16 protein-coding genes are annotated in these 19289 nt (G+C 66.5%); 5 read left to right on the top strand and 11 right to left on the bottom strand.

Annotated features, from left to right (window positions below):
- Positions 1-79 precede the first annotated feature (79 nt).
- The 10 genes from QXZ94_RS03855 to QXZ94_RS03810 form a co-directional block, all read right to left on the bottom strand.
- Complete coding sequence (locus QXZ94_RS03855) at positions 80-1423, bottom strand: methyl-accepting chemotaxis protein (protein WP_315719309.1); 1344 nt, start codon at positions 1421-1423, stop codon at positions 80-82.
- A gap of 338 nt (positions 1424-1761) precedes the next feature.
- Positions 1762-2250 carry a cytochrome c-type biogenesis protein gene (locus QXZ94_RS03850; protein ID WP_315719308.1) on the bottom strand — a complete coding sequence of 163 codons (489 nt, stop codon included), beginning with the start codon at positions 2248-2250 and terminating at the stop codon, positions 1762-1764.
- A gap of 5 nt (positions 2251-2255) precedes the next feature.
- The gene (locus QXZ94_RS03845; RefSeq protein ID WP_315719307.1) at positions 2256-4235 is read right to left on the bottom strand and encodes a heme lyase CcmF/NrfE family subunit; all 1980 of its coding nucleotides are present in this window, start codon (positions 4233-4235) and stop codon (positions 2256-2258) included.
- Complete coding sequence (gene ccmE, locus QXZ94_RS03840) at positions 4232-4780, bottom strand: cytochrome c maturation protein CcmE (RefSeq protein ID WP_315719306.1); 549 nt, start codon at positions 4778-4780, stop codon at positions 4232-4234. Before ccmE ends, QXZ94_RS03845 begins: the two co-directional genes overlap by 4 nt.
- A 28-nt stretch (positions 4781-4808) precedes the next feature.
- A complete protein-coding gene (gene ccmI / locus QXZ94_RS03835; RefSeq protein ID WP_315719305.1) occupies positions 4809-5909 on the bottom strand; it encodes a c-type cytochrome biogenesis protein CcmI in 1101 nt (366 codons plus the stop codon).
- Between the two features lie 156 nt (positions 5910-6065).
- Positions 6066-6335, bottom strand: a complete 270-nt coding sequence (locus tag QXZ94_RS03830) for a hypothetical protein (RefSeq protein WP_172113706.1) — start codon at positions 6333-6335, stop codon at positions 6066-6068.
- A gap of 109 nt (positions 6336-6444) precedes the next feature.
- Complete coding sequence (locus QXZ94_RS03825; RefSeq protein ID WP_315719304.1) at positions 6445-7908, bottom strand: hypothetical protein; 1464 nt, start codon at positions 7906-7908, stop codon at positions 6445-6447.
- A 111-nt stretch (positions 7909-8019) separates the two neighbouring features.
- Positions 8020-9396, bottom strand: coding sequence for a sensor histidine kinase (locus tag QXZ94_RS03820; RefSeq protein ID WP_315719303.1), 1377 nt, complete (start codon positions 9394-9396; stop codon positions 8020-8022).
- 61 nt (positions 9397-9457) lie between these two features.
- Positions 9458-10132 (bottom strand): response regulator transcription factor, encoded by a 675-nt coding sequence (locus tag QXZ94_RS03815; protein WP_172113703.1) that lies wholly within the window; start codon positions 10130-10132, stop codon positions 9458-9460.
- Between the two features lie 278 nt (positions 10133-10410).
- On the bottom strand, positions 10411-10563 hold the full coding sequence (locus QXZ94_RS03810) for a hypothetical protein (RefSeq protein WP_172113702.1): 153 nt from the start codon (positions 10561-10563) through the stop codon (positions 10411-10413).
- A 260-nt stretch (positions 10564-10823) separates the two neighbouring features.
- Between QXZ94_RS03810 and QXZ94_RS03805 the strand changes: the two genes are divergently transcribed.
- The 3 genes from QXZ94_RS03805 to QXZ94_RS03795 all read left to right on the top strand — a co-directional run bounded on the left by QXZ94_RS03805 (position 10824) and on the right by QXZ94_RS03795 (position 15098).
- On the top strand, positions 10824-11795 hold the full coding sequence (locus tag QXZ94_RS03805) for a Ku protein (RefSeq protein ID WP_172131039.1): 972 nt from the start codon (positions 10824-10826) through the stop codon (positions 11793-11795).
- Positions 11796-12194: 399 nt separating this feature from the next.
- Positions 12195-13196, top strand: coding sequence for a LysR family transcriptional regulator (locus QXZ94_RS03800; protein WP_172113869.1), 1002 nt, complete (start codon positions 12195-12197; stop codon positions 13194-13196).
- 399 nt (positions 13197-13595) lie between these two features.
- Complete coding sequence (locus QXZ94_RS03795; RefSeq protein ID WP_172113700.1) at positions 13596-15098, top strand: porin; 1503 nt, start codon at positions 13596-13598, stop codon at positions 15096-15098.
- A 209-nt stretch (positions 15099-15307) separates the two neighbouring features.
- Here the strand turns inward: QXZ94_RS03795 and QXZ94_RS03790 are convergent, their stop codons facing one another.
- Positions 15308-15472, bottom strand: a complete 165-nt coding sequence (locus QXZ94_RS03790; protein WP_172131041.1) for a Flp family type IVb pilin — start codon at positions 15470-15472, stop codon at positions 15308-15310.
- 386 nt (positions 15473-15858) lie between these two features.
- Here QXZ94_RS03790 and QXZ94_RS03785 point away from each other — a divergent pair, with 386 nt between their 5' ends.
- A complete protein-coding gene (locus tag QXZ94_RS03785) occupies positions 15859-17391 on the top strand; it encodes a thymidine phosphorylase family protein (RefSeq protein WP_315719302.1) in 1533 nt (510 codons plus the stop codon).
- A 46-nt stretch (positions 17392-17437) separates the two neighbouring features.
- Positions 17438-19030 carry an MBL fold metallo-hydrolase gene (locus QXZ94_RS03780; RefSeq protein ID WP_315719301.1) on the top strand — a complete coding sequence of 531 codons (1593 nt, stop codon included), beginning with the start codon at positions 17438-17440 and terminating at the stop codon, positions 19028-19030.
- Positions 19031-19289: the final 259 nt, after the last annotated feature.

Raw genomic sequence — 19289 nt, 5'->3', positions numbered from 1 at the left:
CTCATTCGCGTGCCGCGAATGCCCCGGAATGACGGCGGAGATGGTGGCTGGCGGTTGTCGTGTGGCGCAGGTGGCGGGATCAGCTCGCCTTCACGCTGACGATGAACGCATCGACCTCGCGCTTGAGCGTCTCGGCCTGCTGCGACAGCTCGCCGGCGGCGTCGCGGGCGTCGGTGGCGAGGCGGCCGGTTTCGGCTGAGGTGGACGAGATCTGGGCGATGTGGTTGGAGACGTCGAGGGTGCCGCGGGCGGCTTCCTGGACGCTCTTGGAGATGTCCTGGGTGGCGTTGCGCTGCTGCGAGGTATCGACCTCGATGCCGGACATGATGGCGCTGATTTCGCTGAGCGTGGTCGAGATGCCGTCGATGGCGCCGCGGGTCTCGGCGGTGATGCCCTGGATGCTGGCGACGTGGGCCGAGATCTCGTCGGTCGCCTTGCTGGTCTGGTCGGCGAGGTTCTTCACCTCGGAGGCGACGACAGAGAAGCCCTTGCCGGCCTCGCCGGCGCGCGCGGCCTCGATGGTGGCGTTGAGCGCGAGCAGATTGGTCTGCGCGGCGATCGCCTGCACCAGCTGCACCACGGTGCCGATCTTCTCGGCGGCGTCCGACAGCGAATGGATGGTGTTCTTGCTCTTCTCGGCCTGCGACGCCGCGCCCTCGGCGCGCTGGGTGGCGTCGGAGACGCGGCGGCTGATGGTGCCGATCGAGCTCGACATCTCCTCGGCCGAGCCGGCCACGGTCTGCACGCTGCGGTTGGCGTGATTGGCGGCGGCCTCGACCGCATTCGCCTTGGCCGAGGTGTCGTTGGCTGCGCGTGACAAGGTCTCGGCATTGCTCTTCAGCCGTACCGCCGAGGCGGCCACGCTGCCGACGACGCTGGCGACGAGCTCGTTGAACGAATGGATGCGGCCGTCGAGATAGCGCGAGCGCTCGCCCTGGCGCTGCGCCTCCTGCAGCTCCCGCTCGGTGAGGCGCTGGCGCTCGATGCCGTTGGTCTTGAACACCTCCAGCGCGCCGGCCAACTGGCCGATCTCGTTGGACAAGCCAAGGCCGGGAATGCGGGTGTCGTATTTCTGGTCGGCGACGTCGCGCATGGCGCTAACCATCGCGGCCAGCGGACGCAGGATGCCGTTCTGCACGGCGGCGTAGGTCATCAGGCAGACGGCGCTGGCGAACACGGCGATGGCGACGCAGGCGATCAGGAACCAGGAGAATGCCGACTGCGCCTGCTGATAGGTCATGGTGGCATGGTCGCGCGCCGGACCGCTGAGGCTGGAGAAGTCCGCCGACAGGCTGGTGATCTGATTGTTGAGATAGAGCACCGCGATGAAGCCGGTGCCGCCGCCGATCGCCAGCAACATGAGGAGAGACGCCACGACGCCTCCCACGAGGAAGCGGATCGTCAGATTGCTGTTGGAGAACATTGGCTTTGCCCGGGCACGTCAGACGGAATGTCAACGCACATTTCCAGACAATGGTAAAATAAGATGAAAGCGTGGGGGCGTGGCGAGCACGGGGATTTGCGGGGGAATGGCGATAGTCCGATTTGCCGAGCACGCCTCGCGCTCTTGCCTCGCAACCGCCCACGCTCACATTCTCCCGTCATTCCGGGGCAATCGGCAATGCGACGGCGCGAAGCGCGGCGCGTTGACGATTGAACCCGGAATCTCGAGCTCGTTAGACACGAGCGCAAACCCACCTCGGGATTCCGGGCTCAAGGCCTGTCGGCCTTGCCCCGGAATGACGGTGTGTGGGGACAGGACTATGTCACCGGCGGCTGCTTTTCCGCCGCCATCAGCGCGGCGAGCCGCGCCTCCTCCTCGGCCGTCAGCTTCGGCGTGACCTCCGCGCCGCGCTGGCCGCGGCGGCGGACCTGCCACCACAGCGCGAGGCCGCCGCCGAGCAGGAGCACCGGCGGCAGCAGCCAGAGCAGCAGGGTCTGGCGCTCGAAGCGCGGTTTGAGCAGCACGAACTGGCCGTAGCGGGCGACCAGGAAGTCGAGCACCTGATTGTCGCTGTCGCCGGCGGCGAGACGCTCGCGCACCAGGAGGCGCAGGTCGCGCGCCAGCGGCGCGTCGGAATCGTCGATCGACTGGTTCTGGCAGACCATGCAGCGCAGCTCGCGCGACAGCGCGCGGGCGCGCTGCTCCTTGGCGGCATCAGACATGACCTCGTCGGGCTGCACCGCATGCGCCGCGGGGGCCGCGAGCAGCAGCAGCGCGAACGCGAGGGCGCTGAGAACGCGTCGCATCCGCCCTACTCCGCCGGCTGCATCGCGCGCAGGCCGCGCGCGGGCTGCGGGGCGCCGACACGCAGGCGGCGATCCGACAGCGACAGCGATCCGCCGAACGCCATCAGCACCGGGCCGAACCAGATCAGCAGCACCAGCGGCTTGTGATAGATGCGCACGGCGAGGCCGCCATCGGCGGTGGTGTCGCCAAGCGAGACGTAGAGCTGGCTGACGCCGCGCGTCATCAGCGCCGCTTCCGTCGTCGACATGCCGCGGGTGGCGAAGCTGCGCTTGCTCGGCGTCATCACCGCGAGTTGCCGGCCGTCCTCGCTGATGACGAAGGTGCTGATCACCTCGGCGAAGTTCGGGCCCTGGCGCTGGGTCATGCCGTCGAACTTGATCTGGTAGCCGGCGAGGTTGCGAACGTCGCCCGGGCGCAGCGTAGAGATCAGCTCGCTGTTCCAGGTGGTCTCGCAGACGATGCCGAGCAGGGCTATGCCGAGCCCGGCATGCGCGAACGCCGTGCCCCACACCGAGCGCGGCAGGCCACGGGTGCGATGCAGTGCGGTCTTGAACGGCACGCGCGCGAGGCCGCTGCGCTCGACGAGGTCGACGATGGCGCCGGTGATGACGAACACGCCGAGACCGATGCCGAGCGGCGCCAGAGCGCTGCCGCCGCGCGCCCACGCCCAGGCGATCGCGATCGCCACCAGCGCGGTGATGCCGGCCGCCAGCAGCCGCTGCATGGCGGCGACGAGATCGCCGCGCTTCCATGCCAGCATCGGGCCGAACGGCACCATCAGCAGCAGCAGTGCGAACAGCGGGCCGAAGGTGAGGTTGTAGAAGGGAGCGCCGACCGAGAGCTTGAAGTCGAGCGCCTCCATGATGACGGGATAGAGCGTGCCGAACAGCACGGTGGCGCAGGACACGGTGAGCAGCAGATTGTTGAGCACCAGCGCGCCCTCGCGCGAGATCGGCGCGAACAGCCCGCCCTGCTTCAGCGCGGTAGCGCGGCCGGCGAACAAGGTCAGGCTGCCGCCGATGAACAGCACGAGGATGCCGAGGATGAACACGCCGCGTGTCGGATCGCTGGCGAAGGCATGCACCGAGGTGATCACGCCGGAGCGCACCAGGAAGGTGCCGAGCAAGGACAGCGAGAAGGTCAGGATCGACAGCAGGATGGTCCAGACCTTGAGCGCGTTGCGCTTCTCCATGACCACGGCGGAATGCAGCAGCGCGGTGCCGGCGAGCCAGGGCATCAGCGAGGCATTCTCGACCGGGTCCCAGAACCACCAGCCGCCCCAGCCGAGCTCGTAATAGGCCCAGTACGAGCCCATGGCGATGCCGAGCGTCAGGAAGATCCAGGCCATCAGGGTCCAGGGCCGCACCCAGCGCGCCCAGGCCGCATCGATGCGGCCCTCGATCAGGGCGGCGATGGCGAACGAGAACGAGATCGAGAAACCGACATAGCCGAGATAGAGCATCGGCGGATGCACGGCGAGGCCGATGTCCTGCAGGACGGGATTGAGGTCGCGGCCCTCGATCGGCGGCGTGGCCAGACGGGCAAAGGGATTCGAGGTGGTCAGAATGAACAGATAGAAGGCGCTCGCGACCCAGGCCTGCACCGCGAGCACGCGGGCACGCAAGGACAGCGGCAGGTTGTTGCCGAACAGCGCGACCATCGCGCCGAACAGCGCCAGGATCGACACCCACAGCAGCATCGAGCCTTCGTGGTTACCCCAGACGCCGGTGATCTTGTAGAGCAGCGGCTTCATCGAGTGCGAGTTCTCGAACACGTTGGCGACGGAGAAGTCCGAGGTCACGTGCAGGGTGATCAGCGCGATGAAGGACAGCCCGGCGAACAGCAGCTGCGCCAGCGCGGCGGAGCGGCCGACATTCATCAGCGCGACGTCGCGTTGCGCGGCGCCGAGCATCGGCACGGTCGACTGGATCAGCGCCAGCGCGAGCGCCAGCACCAGGGCATAATGTCCGCTCTCTGCAATCACTGCGTCGCTCCTGCGGCGGTCTTCTCGCCCTCGCGCATCGACACCGGGCTTGGCGTGGCTGCGCCGGCTGGCGTGGCTGCGCCGGCTGGTTTCGCGCCCTGCGGCTTGCCGTAATCGTCCTTCCAATGGCCCTGCTTCTTCAGGCTGTCGGCGACTTCCTTCGGCATGTAGGTCTCGTCATGCTTGGCGAGCACGGTGTCGGCCTTGAACACGCCGCTAGCATCGAGCGCGCCCTCGGCGACGACGCCCTGCCCTTCGCGGAACAGGTCCGGCAGGATGCCCTTGTAGGCGACCGGGAGCTTGGCGCCGCCGTCGGCGACTTCGAACGTCACCGCGAGGTCGTCGCCACGCTTCAGCGAGCCCGGCTGCACCAGGCCGCCGAGCCGGAAGCGCTTGCCCGGAGCGACGTGCTTCTCCGCGACCATGGTCGGCGTCGAGAAGAACACGATGGAGTCGCGCAGCGCATTCAGCACCAGTCCGGCTGCGACCGCGAGCACGAACAGCGCACCACCGATGATCGTCAAACGCCTCTGCTTGCGTGTCATCCCAACATCCTCGCGGCGGAAGCGCCGCTCATCCATCCAGCCCGAACGTCTTCACGCCCTCGTTGAGCTGCCGCAACCGCTCGGCATCCTTCACGGCCTGCCGTGCATCGGACAACGCCGATCTGGCCTTGTCGAGATCACCCATCACGACATAAGCGCGCACCAGCCGCAGCCAGCCCTCGGCGTCGTCGCCATTCTGCTTCAGCCGCGTCGCCAGCCGCTCCACCATGCCGCGGATCATCGTATCGCGGTCGTCAGCGCTCATGTCCTTGGCGGCGGCCATCGCCTCGCTCGGCAGCGCCGGCACCTCGCCGCCGCCGACGCGGGCGAGCGCGGCGCTGACCAGCGGCCGCCACGGCGCATCCGCCGGGCCCTTGCCCAGCATCCCCCGCCAGATCCCCGCAGCGTCGTCCTTGCGGCCGTCCTGCTCGGCGGCCAGCCCAAGATAATAATTCGCCTTGGGCTCGTCGGCATCGAGCGCATGGGCGCGCTCGAACTCGGCCTTGGCCTCGGCGGTGACGACGCCGCTGGCCGCGGCCGTGATCATCTCCCCGAGATCGGCGCGCTTGGTGGCGCCGTCGCCAGCATAGGCGATGACGTTGCGATAGGCGCGAATGGCGTCCTCGGTGCGGCCGAGCCGCGCCAACACCGGGGCCAGCACGGTCCAGCCGCGGGCGTCGGTCGGGTTCTTCTGCAGGTGCTGCTCGACCTGCGACACCAGCGTCTCCAGCGGCTGCGAGCCGTCGGCCGGCTTGGCGCGGGCGGTCAGCGGAAAATCCGGCAATCGCGGCGAGCCGAGCGGCAGATAGACGGCGAGCGCCACGATAGGCAGGCCGATCAGCGCCAGCACCGCGGCGGCGCGGCGCAGCCTAAGGCTCGGCTTGGCCGAAGCCTCGCTTTCCTGGTCCGCCGCAGCCAGCAGCCGCCGGCCGATCTCGACCCGGGCCGCCTCGGCCTCGACCTTGCCGATCAGCCCGCTTTCGACGTCGCGCTCGATCTCGGCCAGCTGGTCCTTGTAGACGGCGACCTCGCGGCCGTCCGAGGGCGTGCGCGCGCCCATGCCGAGCGGCAGCAGGACGGCGAAGATCGCCGCAGCCGTCATCACGGCGAACACGAACCAGAGAGTCATCGGACCCAACGCGTCATCGGACAGAGTTCCAGTCAGCGCCCACCGGCAGGCGTGCGTCGGGGCCGCTTTTAACCAGCACCGTTCCCGGCGGCAATTCACAATTGCCCCCTGGTAGCCCAGCCGGTCGGGCCGAAAAACTCAGGACGATTACGTAACTTAGGACACCTCGAACTCGGCGCTCTTGGCGAGGTAGCTGCCGTGACCGTTGAGGGCGACCAGGAAATAGGTCCCCGGCCTGACACGGTCGGTGAGCCGGATCCGCAACGATCCGACCGGCACCGGCGAGGCGATGGTGGTGATGGGATCCGTCAGCTGTGCCCCGCTCGTCTTGTCGACGAGCACGACCTTGGCCTTGATCATGAGGTTGCGATAGGTCGCGCTGACGACGCGATTCTCGACCTCGACGAAGTTGATTGTCGAAATCATGGTCTTGATGAAATCGTCTGGAACCTGGCGACGGGAACCTATGCGTGGTTCCCGGGTGGGGTCAACCTAAAATTGCGTACGAGAAAACGAGCTTAAGATAACAAAAAATCTAGCCGGCGCGCGAGGATTTTCGCTCGCCGTTCATGGCGTTTTCGGCCGACCTACTCATCAATTGGGCGTAGTCGTTGCCGAACAGCACGTGGCAAAAGCGGATCGCCGCCGACACCTGCGACTGCCGATAGGCGCGCGCCCGCGCATCGCCCGACCGCAGCGACTGCACCAGGGCCTCGGTCGCCTTTTCGACATATTGCTGCAGGTCGGTATAGGTCCGCAGCGTCACCTCGTTGATCGCGAGCTCGCTGGCATAGTTGCGGCACACCGCGACGAACTCGATCAGCGCCGCCACCTCCTCGACCTCGCCGCCGTCGACGCCGGCGCCGGCCGGAATGTCCTTGTCGGCGCGCTGGCGCAGGATGCGGCGGGCGCGGCCGGGCACGCTGTCGATCTCGGATTGCAAGGCGTTGGAGATGTCGGCGCGGATCGCCGTCAGCTGCTTGCCCCAATTGGATTCGGAGCGCAGGTCGAGCTCGGTGCGCAGGCCGCGGACGCCGTCATGCAGCGTCTTCAGCGTGTCGCCGAGATTGGAGAAGTGCCCGCGGCGAATGTCGGCGCGCAGGCTTGCCGCGAGGTTCGCCAGGTCGTTGAGCGCGATGGTGACGGCGACGCCGAACGGCGTCGCCGCGACGCGGATCTCGTCGTCGGAGGCCGCGATCTTGGTGGCCAGGCGGATGATCTGCCAGGGCGCGGCGAGCCGCTGCATCACCAGCGACAGCGCGAAGGGCAGCATCGAGGGCGTCTGCAGCGACGGCACGTTGATGGCGTCGGTGACGGAGGCGATCTGGGAATCGCCGAGCACGCGAATGATACCGGGCAGCCGGCCGTTGAGGCCGTCGAGCGCCTCGCGGTTCTGCAGCACCAGCGCAATCGGCAGCAGATCCTCGATCACGCTGGGCGCCCCGATGCGGGCGAGCAGGCGCTGGCGGTCGCCGGTGGCGTTGGGGCCGACCAGCTTCATCAGCGCCTCGGCGGCGGCGAGCTGCAGCTTGCGCGCGGCGACTTCGACCTCGCGCGAGCTGTCGCTTCCGACCGACATCGCGGCATCGAACTCGGCATAGCGCTCGGGCGCGCCTTCGCGGCCGAGCCACTGCCAGACCGCGAGCAGCGAGCCGCGGCGGATCTGGCCGGGACGCAACGGGCCGGTGGAATCGGTGAGGAACGGCTCCAGCGGCCGGAACAGCCGGCGCGGGCCGTCGCCGCTCTGGCGGCGCTCCTCGCGCGCCTGCGGGCGGGCCTCGATGGGTTGCGGCGGACGCGCCGGCGGAGCGGCCGGCGGCGGTGCAACGGCGGCTGCTGGACGGACCACCTTGCGCAGCTGCTCGAGCACCAGGGTCGCCACGGCGACGTCCTGGCCGCGCTCGATGGCGCGCTCGAACTCGCGCATCAGGAGCGACTGCGCGTTCGGCGGCAGCTGCCCGAGATATTCCCTCAATCGCTCGTGAGCTGTCTGACCCATGCGCCGGCGTGCAAATTTCCACGGCGAGAGCGCACATCGCGCACCCCGGCCCCGACCATAACGTCCGCGGTATTAAGAACACCTTTAGGATGGCGAAATTCGCCGCCCCCGTTAAACGCCGGGCAGCCGCAGCTCGGCCCGGAGCCCCCCGACCGGCGCATCGCCCAGGGTCAGCTGCCCTCCATATAGGGCCGCCAGATCGCTGACGATCGACAGGCCGAGCCCCGATCCCGGCTTGGACTCGTCCAGCCGCTGGCCGCGCCGCAACACCTGGGCGCGTTCGACCGCCGACAGGCCCCGCCCATCGTCGTCGACGACGATCCGCAGCGTCGAGGTGGCCCCCGCCTGGGCCGGCGGCTGCACCGTGACCTCGACCGAGACCCGCGATGCCGCCCATTTGCAGGCATTGTCGATGAGATTGCCGACCATCTCCTCCAGATCCTGGCGCTCGCCGCGAAACCGGGCGGCGGGATCGGCGGTCGCCTCCACGGTCAGGCTGCGCTCGCGATAGATCTTCTCCATGGTGCGGCGCAGCGCCTCGATCGCCGGCGCCACCTCGGTGACCGTCGAGACGATGGTAACGCGGGCGGCGATCCGCGCCCGCTCCAGATGATGGGCGACCTGGTCGCGCATCACATCCGCCTGCTCCATGACCTTGGCCGCGAACGGATCGGCGGCATGGGTGGTGGCCTCGTTGACGATCACCGACAGCGGCGTCTTGATGGCATGGGCGAGATTGCCGACATGGGTCCGCGCCCGCTCGACGATCTCGCGATTGGCGTCGATCAGCGCATTGGTCTCGCGCGCCAGCGGCGCGATCTCGACCGGAAATTCGCCCTCCAGCCGCTCGGCCCGGCCGGAGCGGATATCGGCGATCGACTCCGAAATGCGCTTCAAGGGCGCGAGGCCATAATTGACCTGGAAGACCGTGGTGAGCAGCAGCACGATGCCGAGCGCCGTGAAGGTGCCACCGAGGTAATAGTCGAAGCTGCGGGTCTCGTCGAAGATCTCGGTGGCATCGCCGGCGACGCTGACGAGGAATTTGCCGTCGGAGCCGAGATCGACCGGCCGTTCGACCATGCGCAGATCCTGGTTCTCCGGTCCCTCGACATAGCCGATCCGGATACCGGCGGCGGTCAGCTCGATCCCCTGCTCCTCCAGCTTGGGAAGCTTCTTGTCCCACAGCGAGCGCGACGCCCGCACCTCCGGCTTGTCGGCGTCGGTGCGGGTGATCTGCCAGTACCAGCCGGACAGCGGCAACTCGAACAGCGGCTCGCCGAGCGACTGGAATTGCCGGTCGGGCGGATCGTCGGGGGTGGCGACCTCCGCGATCAGCGTGCGGAGATAAAGATTGAGCCTACGGTCGAACGCACGCTCGGTCGCGTTGCGATAGACCGAGGACAGCACGATGCCCGTGATGGCGAGGATGACCACGAGCCACGCGGTCGCGGACAGGAACAACCGGGTGGCAAGTGAACTCTGGCGCATGACCGCAAACTAGCGAAACGGCCGGCGCCCGGCCACCTCAATGGCAGGCGCCGGACACCGATCAGGCCCCCGCGGCCGGCGGCGGGGTGAGCAGATAGCCGAGCCCGCGCACGGTCTGGATCACGTCGCAATCCAGCTTCTTCCTGATACGGCCGACGAACACTTCGATGGTGTTCGAGTCGCGGTCGAAGTCCTGGTCGTAGAGATGCTCGACCAGCTCGCTGCGGGAGACGACGCGGCCGGAATGGTGCATCAGATACGACAGCAGGCGGTATTCGTGTGAGGTCATCTTGACGGGATTGCCCGACACGCTGACTTTACCCGTACGGGTATCGAGCGTGACGGGCCCGCAGGTCAATTCGCTCTGGGCATGGCCGGCGGAGCGACGCAGCAGCGCGCGGATGCGCGCCAGCACCTCCTCGAGATGGAACGGCTTGGCGACGTAGTCGTCCGCGCCGGCGTCGAAGCCCTGCACCTTGTCGCTCCAGCGGTCGCGCGCGGTCAGGATCAGGACCGGCATCGCCCGGCCATTGCGCCGCCAGGCCTCCAGCACCGAGATGCCGTCCATCTTCGGCAGGCCGATGTCGAGCACCACGGCGTCATAGGGCTCACTGTCACCCAGGAAATGCCCCTCCTCACCGTCGAACGCACGGTCCACGACGTAGCCGGCGTCGCTCAGGGCCGTGGTGAGCTGACGGTTGAGATCCGGATCGTCCTCGACAACGAGCAGACGCACGCTTGCCTCCAAAGCTGAACTGCACGATTTCCGCCCTCAAGATGAACCGGAGGGCCGTGAACCGCGCATGAACGGAACCCGACCGACCAAGTTACATTTTGGTCATCTCGATCGGGGCCGCCGGCAAGGGCCGGCAGAATTGGGGCGGATATAAGCTCTGGGGAGTGACGATGAAAAGCCCGGCCATGCGGCCGGGCCGGATCGTAGGGAAGCGGCAGGCTCGGGCGGGTGACGCGGCCTACGACCGGTCATTCCGCGCCGCCCCGCTCCGGGTATCATCAGGTGTGGAAGAACACGAACCACACCAGACCCAGGACCAGCAGCGCCAGGCCGGTGGAGATGGCCAGCATCGCCAGGACTGACGGGCCCGGCTCACCCTGCCTCGCTTCGGTGGGAGTTTCGACGATCTGCGACTGTCGTCTCGTGGCCATGGCGCCCTCAGCTCGCTGGTATTCACATTCGAACGCGGTATCGCGCTCTCTTCGTTGCTCCCGTTGGCAACGTCGGCCGCCACATGATGTTCCGGCGACCGGCCCGGCTGCGACCAGTTAACGCCGCTCTCAGAATCTCTGGGCACACTTGTTGAATCCGCAGCCTGCGATGTTATCCTCGCGGCCGCCGCGAGAACTACATGCGCAGCAGCCCGGTCCGGGGAGCATGCCCGTCAGTTTGCAGTTGAGTGGAGTAGATCATGGCCCCGCGCGCCAATTGGAAGGGTTTTCTGCGGCTGTCGCTCGTGACCTGTCCGGTCGCGCTCTATCCGGCGACGTCGGAGTCCGAGAAGGTCTCCTTCAACCAGATCAACCGCAAGACCGGCCACCGCATCAAATACAGCAGGGTCGACGCCGAGACCGGCGAGGAAGTCGCCAATGACGACATCGTCAAGGGCTACAAGGTCGACACCGACACCTATATCGAGGTGACCAAGGACGAGCTCGACGACATCGCGCTGGAGTCCACGCACACGATCGAGATCGACGAGTTCGTGCCGCGCACCGACATCGACAGCCGTTATCTGATCCGTCCCTACTACCTCGTGCCCGACGGCAAGGTCGGTCACGATGCATTCGCGGTCATTCGCGAGACCATCCGCAGCATGGACAAGGTCGCGATCGGCCGCGTGGTGCTGACCAACCGCGAGCACATCATCGCGCTGGAGCCGCTCGGCAAGGGCCTCATGGGAACGCTGCTGCGCTACCCCTACGAAGTGCGCAACGAGCAGGACTATTTCGACGACATCCAGGACGTGAAGATCACCAGCGACATGCTGGATCTCGCCAAGCACATCGTCGAGAAGAAATCGGCCGACTTCCAGCCGGAGAATTTCGAGGATCACTACGAGGAAGCGCTGATCGAGCTGATCAACAAGAAGCGCAACGGTGTGACCATAACGGCCAAGGCGGCGCCGAAGTCGAGCGGCAACGTGATCAACCTGATGGACGCCTTGAAGCGCAGCCTTGCCAGCGAGGGCGAAAAGGCGCCCGCCGCCGCCCCTGCGCCGAAGGCGAAGGCCAAGAAGCCGAAGAAGCGCGTCGAGGGGCAGCGTGAGATGCTGCTGCCGATCAGCGGCAAGAAGGCCAAGGACGAGCCAAAGAAGGCGGAAGAGCCGAAAAAGTCCGAGAAGCCGGCCAGAGCGCCGGCCCGCTCGCGCAAGGCGAGCTGAGGCCGGGTTCGTCGAAGACCTCCGGCCACGTCGAGCGGCGCACGAGTTCCCTTGGCCCCCTCGACCTTGGCGCGGCGGGCGAGTTGGCCTCATGCGCACTTCGCACCCGACGCCTGTGTGCATCAGGTGAGTCGAACCGGGAAGCGCCGATCCCGCGATCAGGCGCGGATTTGTGATCGCCCAGACGGGGTTTCGATGCTTGCGGAATGAGCAGGACGCGCCTAGCTCTCCGGCGCGGGTAACGATCCGGTATGGCCTCCTGCGGGACAGGGGAAATACTCGATCGATGATGGTGGGATCGACATTGGCGGAGTGGTCCCTTCTGCGCGACATAACGTTCAGGGGGATGTGGATGTTTCAGTACGACGTGAACCGACGCCCGGTGCAGCGCGCCTAGCGATGGCACGGGTTCAGCTGTCTGAGCTCTCCGCGTTCGCGGCCGTCGCGGATTCGTTGAGCTTCACCAAGGCTGCCGCTCATCTCGGCTGCTCCTTGCCCACCATCAGTCAAACCATCAAGAGCCTCGAGGAGAGGCTGGACGTCAGGCTGTTCAATCGCACGACGCGCAGCGTGGCCCTCACGGAAGCCGGCGAACGCCTGCTGGCGGAAATTCAGCCGATCCTCGAACGTGTCGACCAGGCGATCGAGAGCATCAACGCGTTCCGCGACAAGCCGATGGGCACGTTGCGCCTGACCGTATCACGCGTGTTCGCCCTGCGAGGGCTTGGCCCCTTGATCAGGTCGTTCCTGGCCGAATATCCGGACATCCACCTCGAGCTGGCTGTCGACGACACCAACAGTGACATCGTGCGCAATCGCTTCGATGCCGGCATCCGAGCCGGCCACCGGGTAGAGCGCGACATGAAGGTCATCCGCGTGTTCGACGAGTGCAGCTTCGTCGCGGTTGCCGCGCCGGCCTATCTCGCGTCACATCCCGCGCCGGCCGTTCCCGAAGATCTCCAGATCCATAATTGCATTCGGCATCGGGTCCCTGCTGACGATACGCTGCAGCCATGGATCTTCGACAAAGGCGGCGAGCGCACCGAAATTGCCGTGGACGGCTCCCTCATCGTCAACGATTTCGATCTCGCCCTGAACGCCGCACTCGACGGCATCGGTGTCGCCTACCTCGTCGAGCCGATGATCGAAGAGCATCTTGCCGAAGGACGGCTGGTGCGGCTGCTGCCCGATTGGGGCTACGCCACGCCCGGGCTGTTTCTGTATCATCCGAGCCGCCGCCAACCGCCGATGCCGCTGCAGGTCTTTCTCGATTTCGTCAAGCGCTGGCGCAGTGGTGCCACTCTGGATGCCATCTCGCGCGCGGCAGAGTACGGCACAAACGGATTGGTTGCGGCGACGTCACATCGACCGCCCATCCACGCCGAGCCCAACCGCCGCTAGTTCGTCAGGCGCAACTCGGAAACTCATCGCGCGGCGCCGACGAAGGCGACCGCATGATGACGTCTTGATCGTGAGACCGGGATTATTCGGGATTCCCACCTACCCTATTCACGATTGGCACCATTAACAGAACGACACGCAGAGGCCAAAACGGAGGCGTGCCCACGGCAGAGTCGGGTCGAGCGAGAGCGCGTTAACGACGATCGCCCGGAGCACGCGCGAACCAGAGCACATTCATCAAATTGAAATCGGCTCATGCACACCTTGTTCAATCGTTCCGCCAGCCGAGCCGATCGGCCGGAAATCAGACGCGGGTGTGAGAGCAGCAGCGATCTGGCGAAGCCAGAGGCGACACGCGGCGGGGACCGTGTGAATCGTCGATCAACCGGAGAAACGGACATGAAGACGTTGAGGGGCCTGCTACTCGGATCGGGAGCAGTGATACTGTCCGCCGTGGCGGCTCAGGCCGCAGACCTTCCCTTGAAGGCCAAGGCTGTCGAATATGTGAAGGTGTGCTCGCTGTACGGCACGGGCTTCTATTACATTCCGGGCACCGACACCTGCATCAAGCTCGGCGGCTATCTGCGCGCCGAGACCGCGATGTGGACGAACAGCAACTATGGCGGCGCCTATAGCGGCGTGGCCGGCGCCGACAATCGCCTGAGCAACCGCTATCAGACCCGAGCACGCCAGGACGTCAACATCGATACGCGCACCGCGACCGAATACGGCGTGGTGCGCACCTATTTCGATGCCGTCTTCAGCTGGACGTCGGGTTCCGCTGCGGGGACCGGCTCCGGCACCGGCGCGACCTCCTACACCGGCGACGCCATCTCGGGCGGCATCGTCGGGGTCTACTACGCCTTCATTCAGTTCGCCGGCTTCACGATGGGCAAGGCGGTGTCGACCTTCGACGCTCCCTGGACCAATTATCCCGGCAACAATTTCGACGGTCTCGTCGGCGGCAGCGGCTCCAACAACGGCGTCAACCAGCTCACCTACACGGCCGATCTCGGCCAGGGCATCACCGCCGCGGTCTCGCTGGAGGACCAGACGCAGTTCTTCACCACCAACATCTGGAACACGTCCGGCATCACGGCATCCGGCGTGCTCGGCGGCAATTACGGCTCGAGCGCGTTCGGCGGCACTGTCGCCCCCGACATCATCGGCATGGTTCGCGTCGACCAGGCGTGGGGCATCTTCCAGGCGTCATTCGCCGCGCATGACAATCACGCTGCCTATTACGGCGCGAGCGAGACCTCGGGTCACCCCTCGGACAAATGGGGCTGGGCCGCGCAGCTGGCGTTGTCGATCAAGAACATCCCAACCGGTCCGGGCGACGTCATCAACCTGCAGGCGGTCTATACCGACGGCGCGAGCCGCTACAACTTCCAGAGCCTCGCCAACACGACCTATTCGATGTATGGCGGCACCAACGTGGCCGGCGCCTATCAGAGCATCGGCTTCGCCGGCGTCGGCGACGCGGTGTTCGGCACCGGCACGGGCCTGTCGACCGTGCAGACCTGGGGCATGCGCGGCGCCTTCACCCACAATTGGGATCCGCGCTGGAATTCGGCGTTGTACGGCGCCTACGCCCAGGTGCGCTATGGCCAGACGGGATCGAGCCTCATCTGCGCCGGCATCGCCGCGACCGCGATGCTGACCGCAGGCTCGACCTGCAATCCCGACTTCAATCTCGGACAGATCGGCGTCATCACCCGCTGGACTCCGGTCAAGGGCCTGACCTTCTCGGCCGATGTGACCTACAGCCATCTCGACCAGAAATATTCGGGGGCGGTGATCGCTCCGGCCGTCGCCAGCACGGCCAAGCCGGCCGCGATCTACCAGCTCAAGGACCAGGACACGGTGAGCATGCTGCTGCGCGCCCAGCGCAACTGGTGACGCCGATCCGTTGAACCTCCGACGGCTCCACGAGCTTCCGGCGATGCCCCCGCCGGAAGCTTCGTTCGTGGCGGCAGGCGACACGTGGCATACGGCAAAATGGAATGGGGCGGAGGAACGGGAGCAGACCGCAGCAGGCGTCGTGCAGCATCACGACGCCTGTGACTTGATCGATCGGTGACGATCGACTGGCCGGTCCGATCGGCCGGCTACTTGATCGAGCTGTTGATCGAGCTGAACTTGCTGCTCAGGCCGGAGCCGAGACCATTGACGGCCGCAAGGATCACGATGCTCAATCCACCGGCAATGATGGCGTATTCGATCGAGGTCGCGCCAGCCTGATTCTTCAGGAAGCTCGCAATCAACTGCCGCATCTACCACTCCGGTCGGGCTCGATCAGCTGACGCGCCGGACGGCGCGCGCAAAGGCCGGGACGGACGCCCCACGGAAACCCTGGGCCATCGGCTTGAACAATCGGTTAACCCGATCAGGGAGCCGCAGAGCTCGAATTCGGACAGCGCAGCTGAACGCGCGCCTTCCCCGGCGCTCAGCCGTTGTGATCAAAGCAGACCGCAACACCATGATTCCCCTACTCTTTGTTGTTCGTTGCCCCCCGGGCCCGCGGCCCGAGGACGGATGCGCCGCGTCCGAATTTCCGCCTGACACATTCAGAAAAAATTCGGCTTGTCCGGCAGATGGCGCGGCATGATCTGGGTCAACCATCCTGGCAACGGCGGGCATAAGCTTTATCGTGCCGACCATGATCATTGCAGATTCTGCCCGCCCTCAGCTCAAGATCCGCAGCGTTGCGCTCGATACGGGCCGCGAGAACGTGGTCGTGATCTCGCGCCGTTCCAAGGCGTTGCGGCCCGAAGTGTTCCGCGGCTTCAGCCGGGTCGAGCTGCGCTGCAACTCGCGAACGCTGCTGGCGACCCTTCTGATCACCGACGACGATGCGCTGGTCGGTCCCGACGAGATCGGCCTGTCGGAGCCGGCGATGCGCCGCTTCGCCGAAGCTCCCGGCACGCTGGCGACGGTGTCGCCGGCCACCCCGCCCGAAAGCCTGGAAGCGGTCCGCGCCAAGATCCGCGGCGAGACCTTGAGCGACCAGGCGATCGCGGCCGTGATCGACGATCTCGCCCATTACCGCTATTCCGACATGGAGATCGCGGCCTTCCTGATCGGCTCTGCGAGCTTCATGACCTCGGGCGAGCTGCTGGCGCTGACCCGCGCGATGGCCAATGCGGGCACTCAGTTGAAATGGCCCGAGCCGGTCGTGGTCGACAAGCACTGCATCGGCGGCATTCCCGGCAACCGCACCTCGATGGTGGTGGTGCCGATCGTCGCCGCGCACGGCCTGACCATTCCGAAAACCTCCTCCCGCGCGATCACCTCGCCGGCCGGCACCGCCGATACGATGGAGGTGCTGGCGCGGGTGAATGTCGGCGCCGAGGAGATGAAATCGATCGTCGCCGCCTGCAATGGCTGCGTGATCTGGGGCGGCCACGTCAATCTGTCGCCGGCGGACGACATCCTGATCTCGGTCGAGCGTCCGCTCAGCCTCGACACCCGCGAGCAGATGGTCGCCTCGATCATCTCGAAGAAGCTCGCCGCCGGCTCGACGCATCTGCTGCTCGACCTGCCTGTCGGCCCGACCGCCAAACTCACCAGCGGCGCGGAGGCGATGCGCCTGCGCAAGCTGTTCGAGTTCGTCGGCGACCGCTTCGGCCTCAAGGTCGAGGTGATCACGACCGACGGCCGCCAGCCGATCGGCAACGGCATCGGTCCGGTGCTGGAAGCGCGCGACGTCATGGCCGTGCTGGGCAACGAGCCGTCAGCCCCGGCTGATCTGCGCGAGAAGTCGCTGCGGCTTGCGGCGCATCTGCTCGAATACGACCCGAAGCTGCGCGGCGGCGCCGGCTACAACAGGGCGCGCGAGCTGCTCGACAGCGGCGCGGCGCTGAAGCAGATGCAAAAGATCATCGATGCCCAGGGGCCGTCGGAGTGCCGCAGCGAACTCGGCGATCTCGCTTTCGACGTCCGGGCGGAGCGCGACGGCGTCGTCTCCGCGATCGATTGCCTGCGGCTGAACAGGCTGGCGCGGACCGCCGGCGCCCCCGTCAACAAGGGCTCCGGCATCAGGCTGTTCAAGAAGATCGGCGACCGCGTCGACCAGGGTGAGCCACTTTATCGCGTGTTCACCTGCGACCCGTCGGAGCATGATCTGGCCGCGGCGGCAGCCGGCGCCAATCACGGCTATTCCTTCGCCGGCGTGGCACACGGTCCTCCGTGATCGGCCATTGCCGCACATCGATGCATCGTTCATGGGAGACCGCCGCATGAGTGTGACCGTTCGCTTCTGCGGTGCCGCGCACACCGTCACCGGGTCCTGCTATCTGGTGCGGAGCGGCAAGAGCCAGTTCCTGATCGATTGCGGCCTGTTCCAGGGCCAGAAGACGCTGAAGGAGCTCAACTATGGTGACTTCCCGTTCCGCCCTGAAGACATCGACGCGGTGCTGCTGACGCATGCGCATATCGACCATAGCGGCCTGCTGCCGAAGCTGGTTCGCATGGGCTTCGACGGCAAGATCTTTGCCACGCGCGGGACCATCGATCTCTGCTCATGGATGCTGCCCGATGCCGGCAACATCCAAGAGCAGGAGGTGCTGGCGCTGAACCGCCGCAACATCGCACGCGGACGCGACGAGGTCAGCCCGATCTACACCCAGGCCGACGCGATCGCATCGCTGCAATATTTTCAAGCCGTTCCCTACGAGACCTGGACCGACATCATCCCCGGCGTTCGCGCCCGCTATTGGAATGCCGGGCATCTGCTGGGCTCGGCGTCGATCGAGATCGAATTCGCCGGCCAAGGCGCCGATGGCACCCCGCTGCGGCTCCTGGCCTCCGGGGATGTCGGGCCCGATGCCAAGCTGCTGCAGCCGGACCCGAAAGCGCCGGAAGGCTTCGACTACGTGATCGCGGAGGCGACCTATGGCGACCGCATCCGCGAGCCGACCACGCCGGAGCTGCGCCGCAGCCGTCTCGCCGGCGAGGTGCGCGACGCCGCTTCCGCCAAGGGCGCGCTGCTGATCCCGGCCTTTGCGGTGGAGCGGACGCAGGAGCTGATCGTCGATCTCGTCGGCCTGATGGAGAAGGGCGAGATTCCGGCCGCGCCGGTGTTCCTCGACTCGCCGCTCGCCATCCACGCCACCGAGGTGTTTCGCGCGCATACCGAGAGCCTCGATGGCGGCAGCGATGTCGGCCGCCTGTTATCGTCGCCGCATCTGCGCTTCACCGAGACCGTCGACGAGAGCAAGGCGATCGCGAAGCTGACCGGCTTTCACATCATCATCGCGGCCAGCGGCATGTGCGATGCCGGCCGCATCCGCCATCATCTCAAGCGCTGGCTGTGGAACAACCGCGCCACCGTGCTGCTGGTCGGCTACCAGGCCAACGGCACGCTGGGGCGCTTCCTGCAGGACGGCGTCAAGGCGGTGCGCATCCAGGGCGAGGAGATCAAGGTCGCGGCGCGCATCCGCATGATCGACGACTATTCCGGCCATGCCGATGGCGCCGAGATCGCGCGCTGGATCGCGGCCCGCCGTCCGATCGCCCGCGGGCTGTTCCTGTCGCATGGCGAGGAGGCCGCAATTGCAGCGCTGGCAGAGCGCGTCGCCGAGCGCATCGTGCCGGCTGCAAAGGTGTTCTCGCCCCTGCTCGACGACGTCTATGAGCTCACGCAGGCCGTGCCGACGCCGCTCGACGTGGCACGCCGGCGCCGGCTCGCACCGGAAGCCGTGACGCGGCTCGACTGGCACAACGACATGTCGGGCCTGCTGCTCGACATTCACGCGCGTATCGAGCAGGCGGCCGACGACCGCGCCCGCGGCGTCATCATCCGCCGGCTGAAGCGGGCGCTCGAGGAGTGAGGAGACCGACGTCCCCCGCTAAGGCGACGTGACGTCGCGTCCGCCGTCGTCGAACGGTCACACTTTGATCCCACCCTCGACGGATCGGCCATCTGCCGGAAGGCGACCCGAGGAGCACGGCTGCCGAAAATGGCGCCATCTCCGCTTGTGCATAGTCAAGGACACAACGCGCAGACGGCTGGTCTCCAAAGGTGATTCTGTTACGCTCGATCTTGCGGTTCGCGGTGACTGATCGATCCGGGTGAACCGGGCGCAGGTG

Origin of the sequence: Bradyrhizobium sp. SZCCHNS2022, assembly GCF_032377575.1 — a bacterium.
In the GTDB taxonomy this organism is placed as follows: domain Bacteria; phylum Pseudomonadota; class Alphaproteobacteria; order Rhizobiales; family Xanthobacteraceae; genus Bradyrhizobium; species Bradyrhizobium aeschynomenes.
This window is presented reverse-complemented; position numbering and strand designations above follow the sequence as displayed.

What these genes read in the sequence shown, in the direction of transcription:
- QXZ94_RS03855 (WP_315719309.1), bottom strand. Translation starts at nt 1,423, where the DNA reads ATGTTCTCCAACAGCAATCTGACGATCCGCTTCCTCGTGGGAGGCGTC.
- QXZ94_RS03850 (WP_315719308.1), bottom strand. Translation starts at nt 2,250, where the DNA reads ATGCGACGCGTTCTCAGCGCCCTCGCGTTCGCGCTGCTGCTGCTCGCG.
- ccmE (WP_315719306.1), bottom strand. Translation starts at nt 4,780, where the DNA reads ATGACACGCAAGCAGAGGCGTTTGACGATCATCGGTGGTGCGCTGTTC.
- ccmI (WP_315719305.1), bottom strand. Translation starts at nt 5,909, where the DNA reads ATGACTCTCTGGTTCGTGTTCGCCGTGATGACGGCTGCGGCGATCTTC.
- QXZ94_RS03830 (WP_172113706.1), bottom strand. Translation starts at nt 6,335, where the DNA reads ATGATTTCGACAATCAACTTCGTCGAGGTCGAGAATCGCGTCGTCAGC.
- QXZ94_RS03825 (WP_315719304.1), bottom strand. Translation starts at nt 7,908, where the DNA reads ATGGGTCAGACAGCTCACGAGCGATTGAGGGAATATCTCGGGCAGCTG.
- QXZ94_RS03820 (WP_315719303.1), bottom strand. Translation starts at nt 9,396, where the DNA reads ATGCGCCAGAGTTCACTTGCCACCCGGTTGTTCCTGTCCGCGACCGCG.
- QXZ94_RS03810 (WP_172113702.1), bottom strand. Translation starts at nt 10,563, where the DNA reads ATGGCCACGAGACGACAGTCGCAGATCGTCGAAACTCCCACCGAAGCG.
- QXZ94_RS03805 (WP_172131039.1), top strand. Translation starts at nt 10,824, where the DNA reads ATGGCCCCGCGCGCCAATTGGAAGGGTTTTCTGCGGCTGTCGCTCGTG.
- QXZ94_RS03800 (WP_172113869.1), top strand. Translation starts at nt 12,195, where the DNA reads ATGGCACGGGTTCAGCTGTCTGAGCTCTCCGCGTTCGCGGCCGTCGCG.
- QXZ94_RS03795 (WP_172113700.1), top strand. Translation starts at nt 13,596, where the DNA reads ATGAAGACGTTGAGGGGCCTGCTACTCGGATCGGGAGCAGTGATACTG.
- QXZ94_RS03790 (WP_172131041.1), bottom strand. Translation starts at nt 15,472, where the DNA reads ATGCGGCAGTTGATTGCGAGCTTCCTGAAGAATCAGGCTGGCGCGACC.
- QXZ94_RS03785 (WP_315719302.1), top strand. Translation starts at nt 15,859, where the DNA reads ATGATCATTGCAGATTCTGCCCGCCCTCAGCTCAAGATCCGCAGCGTT.
- QXZ94_RS03780 (WP_315719301.1), top strand. Translation starts at nt 17,438, where the DNA reads ATGAGTGTGACCGTTCGCTTCTGCGGTGCCGCGCACACCGTCACCGGG.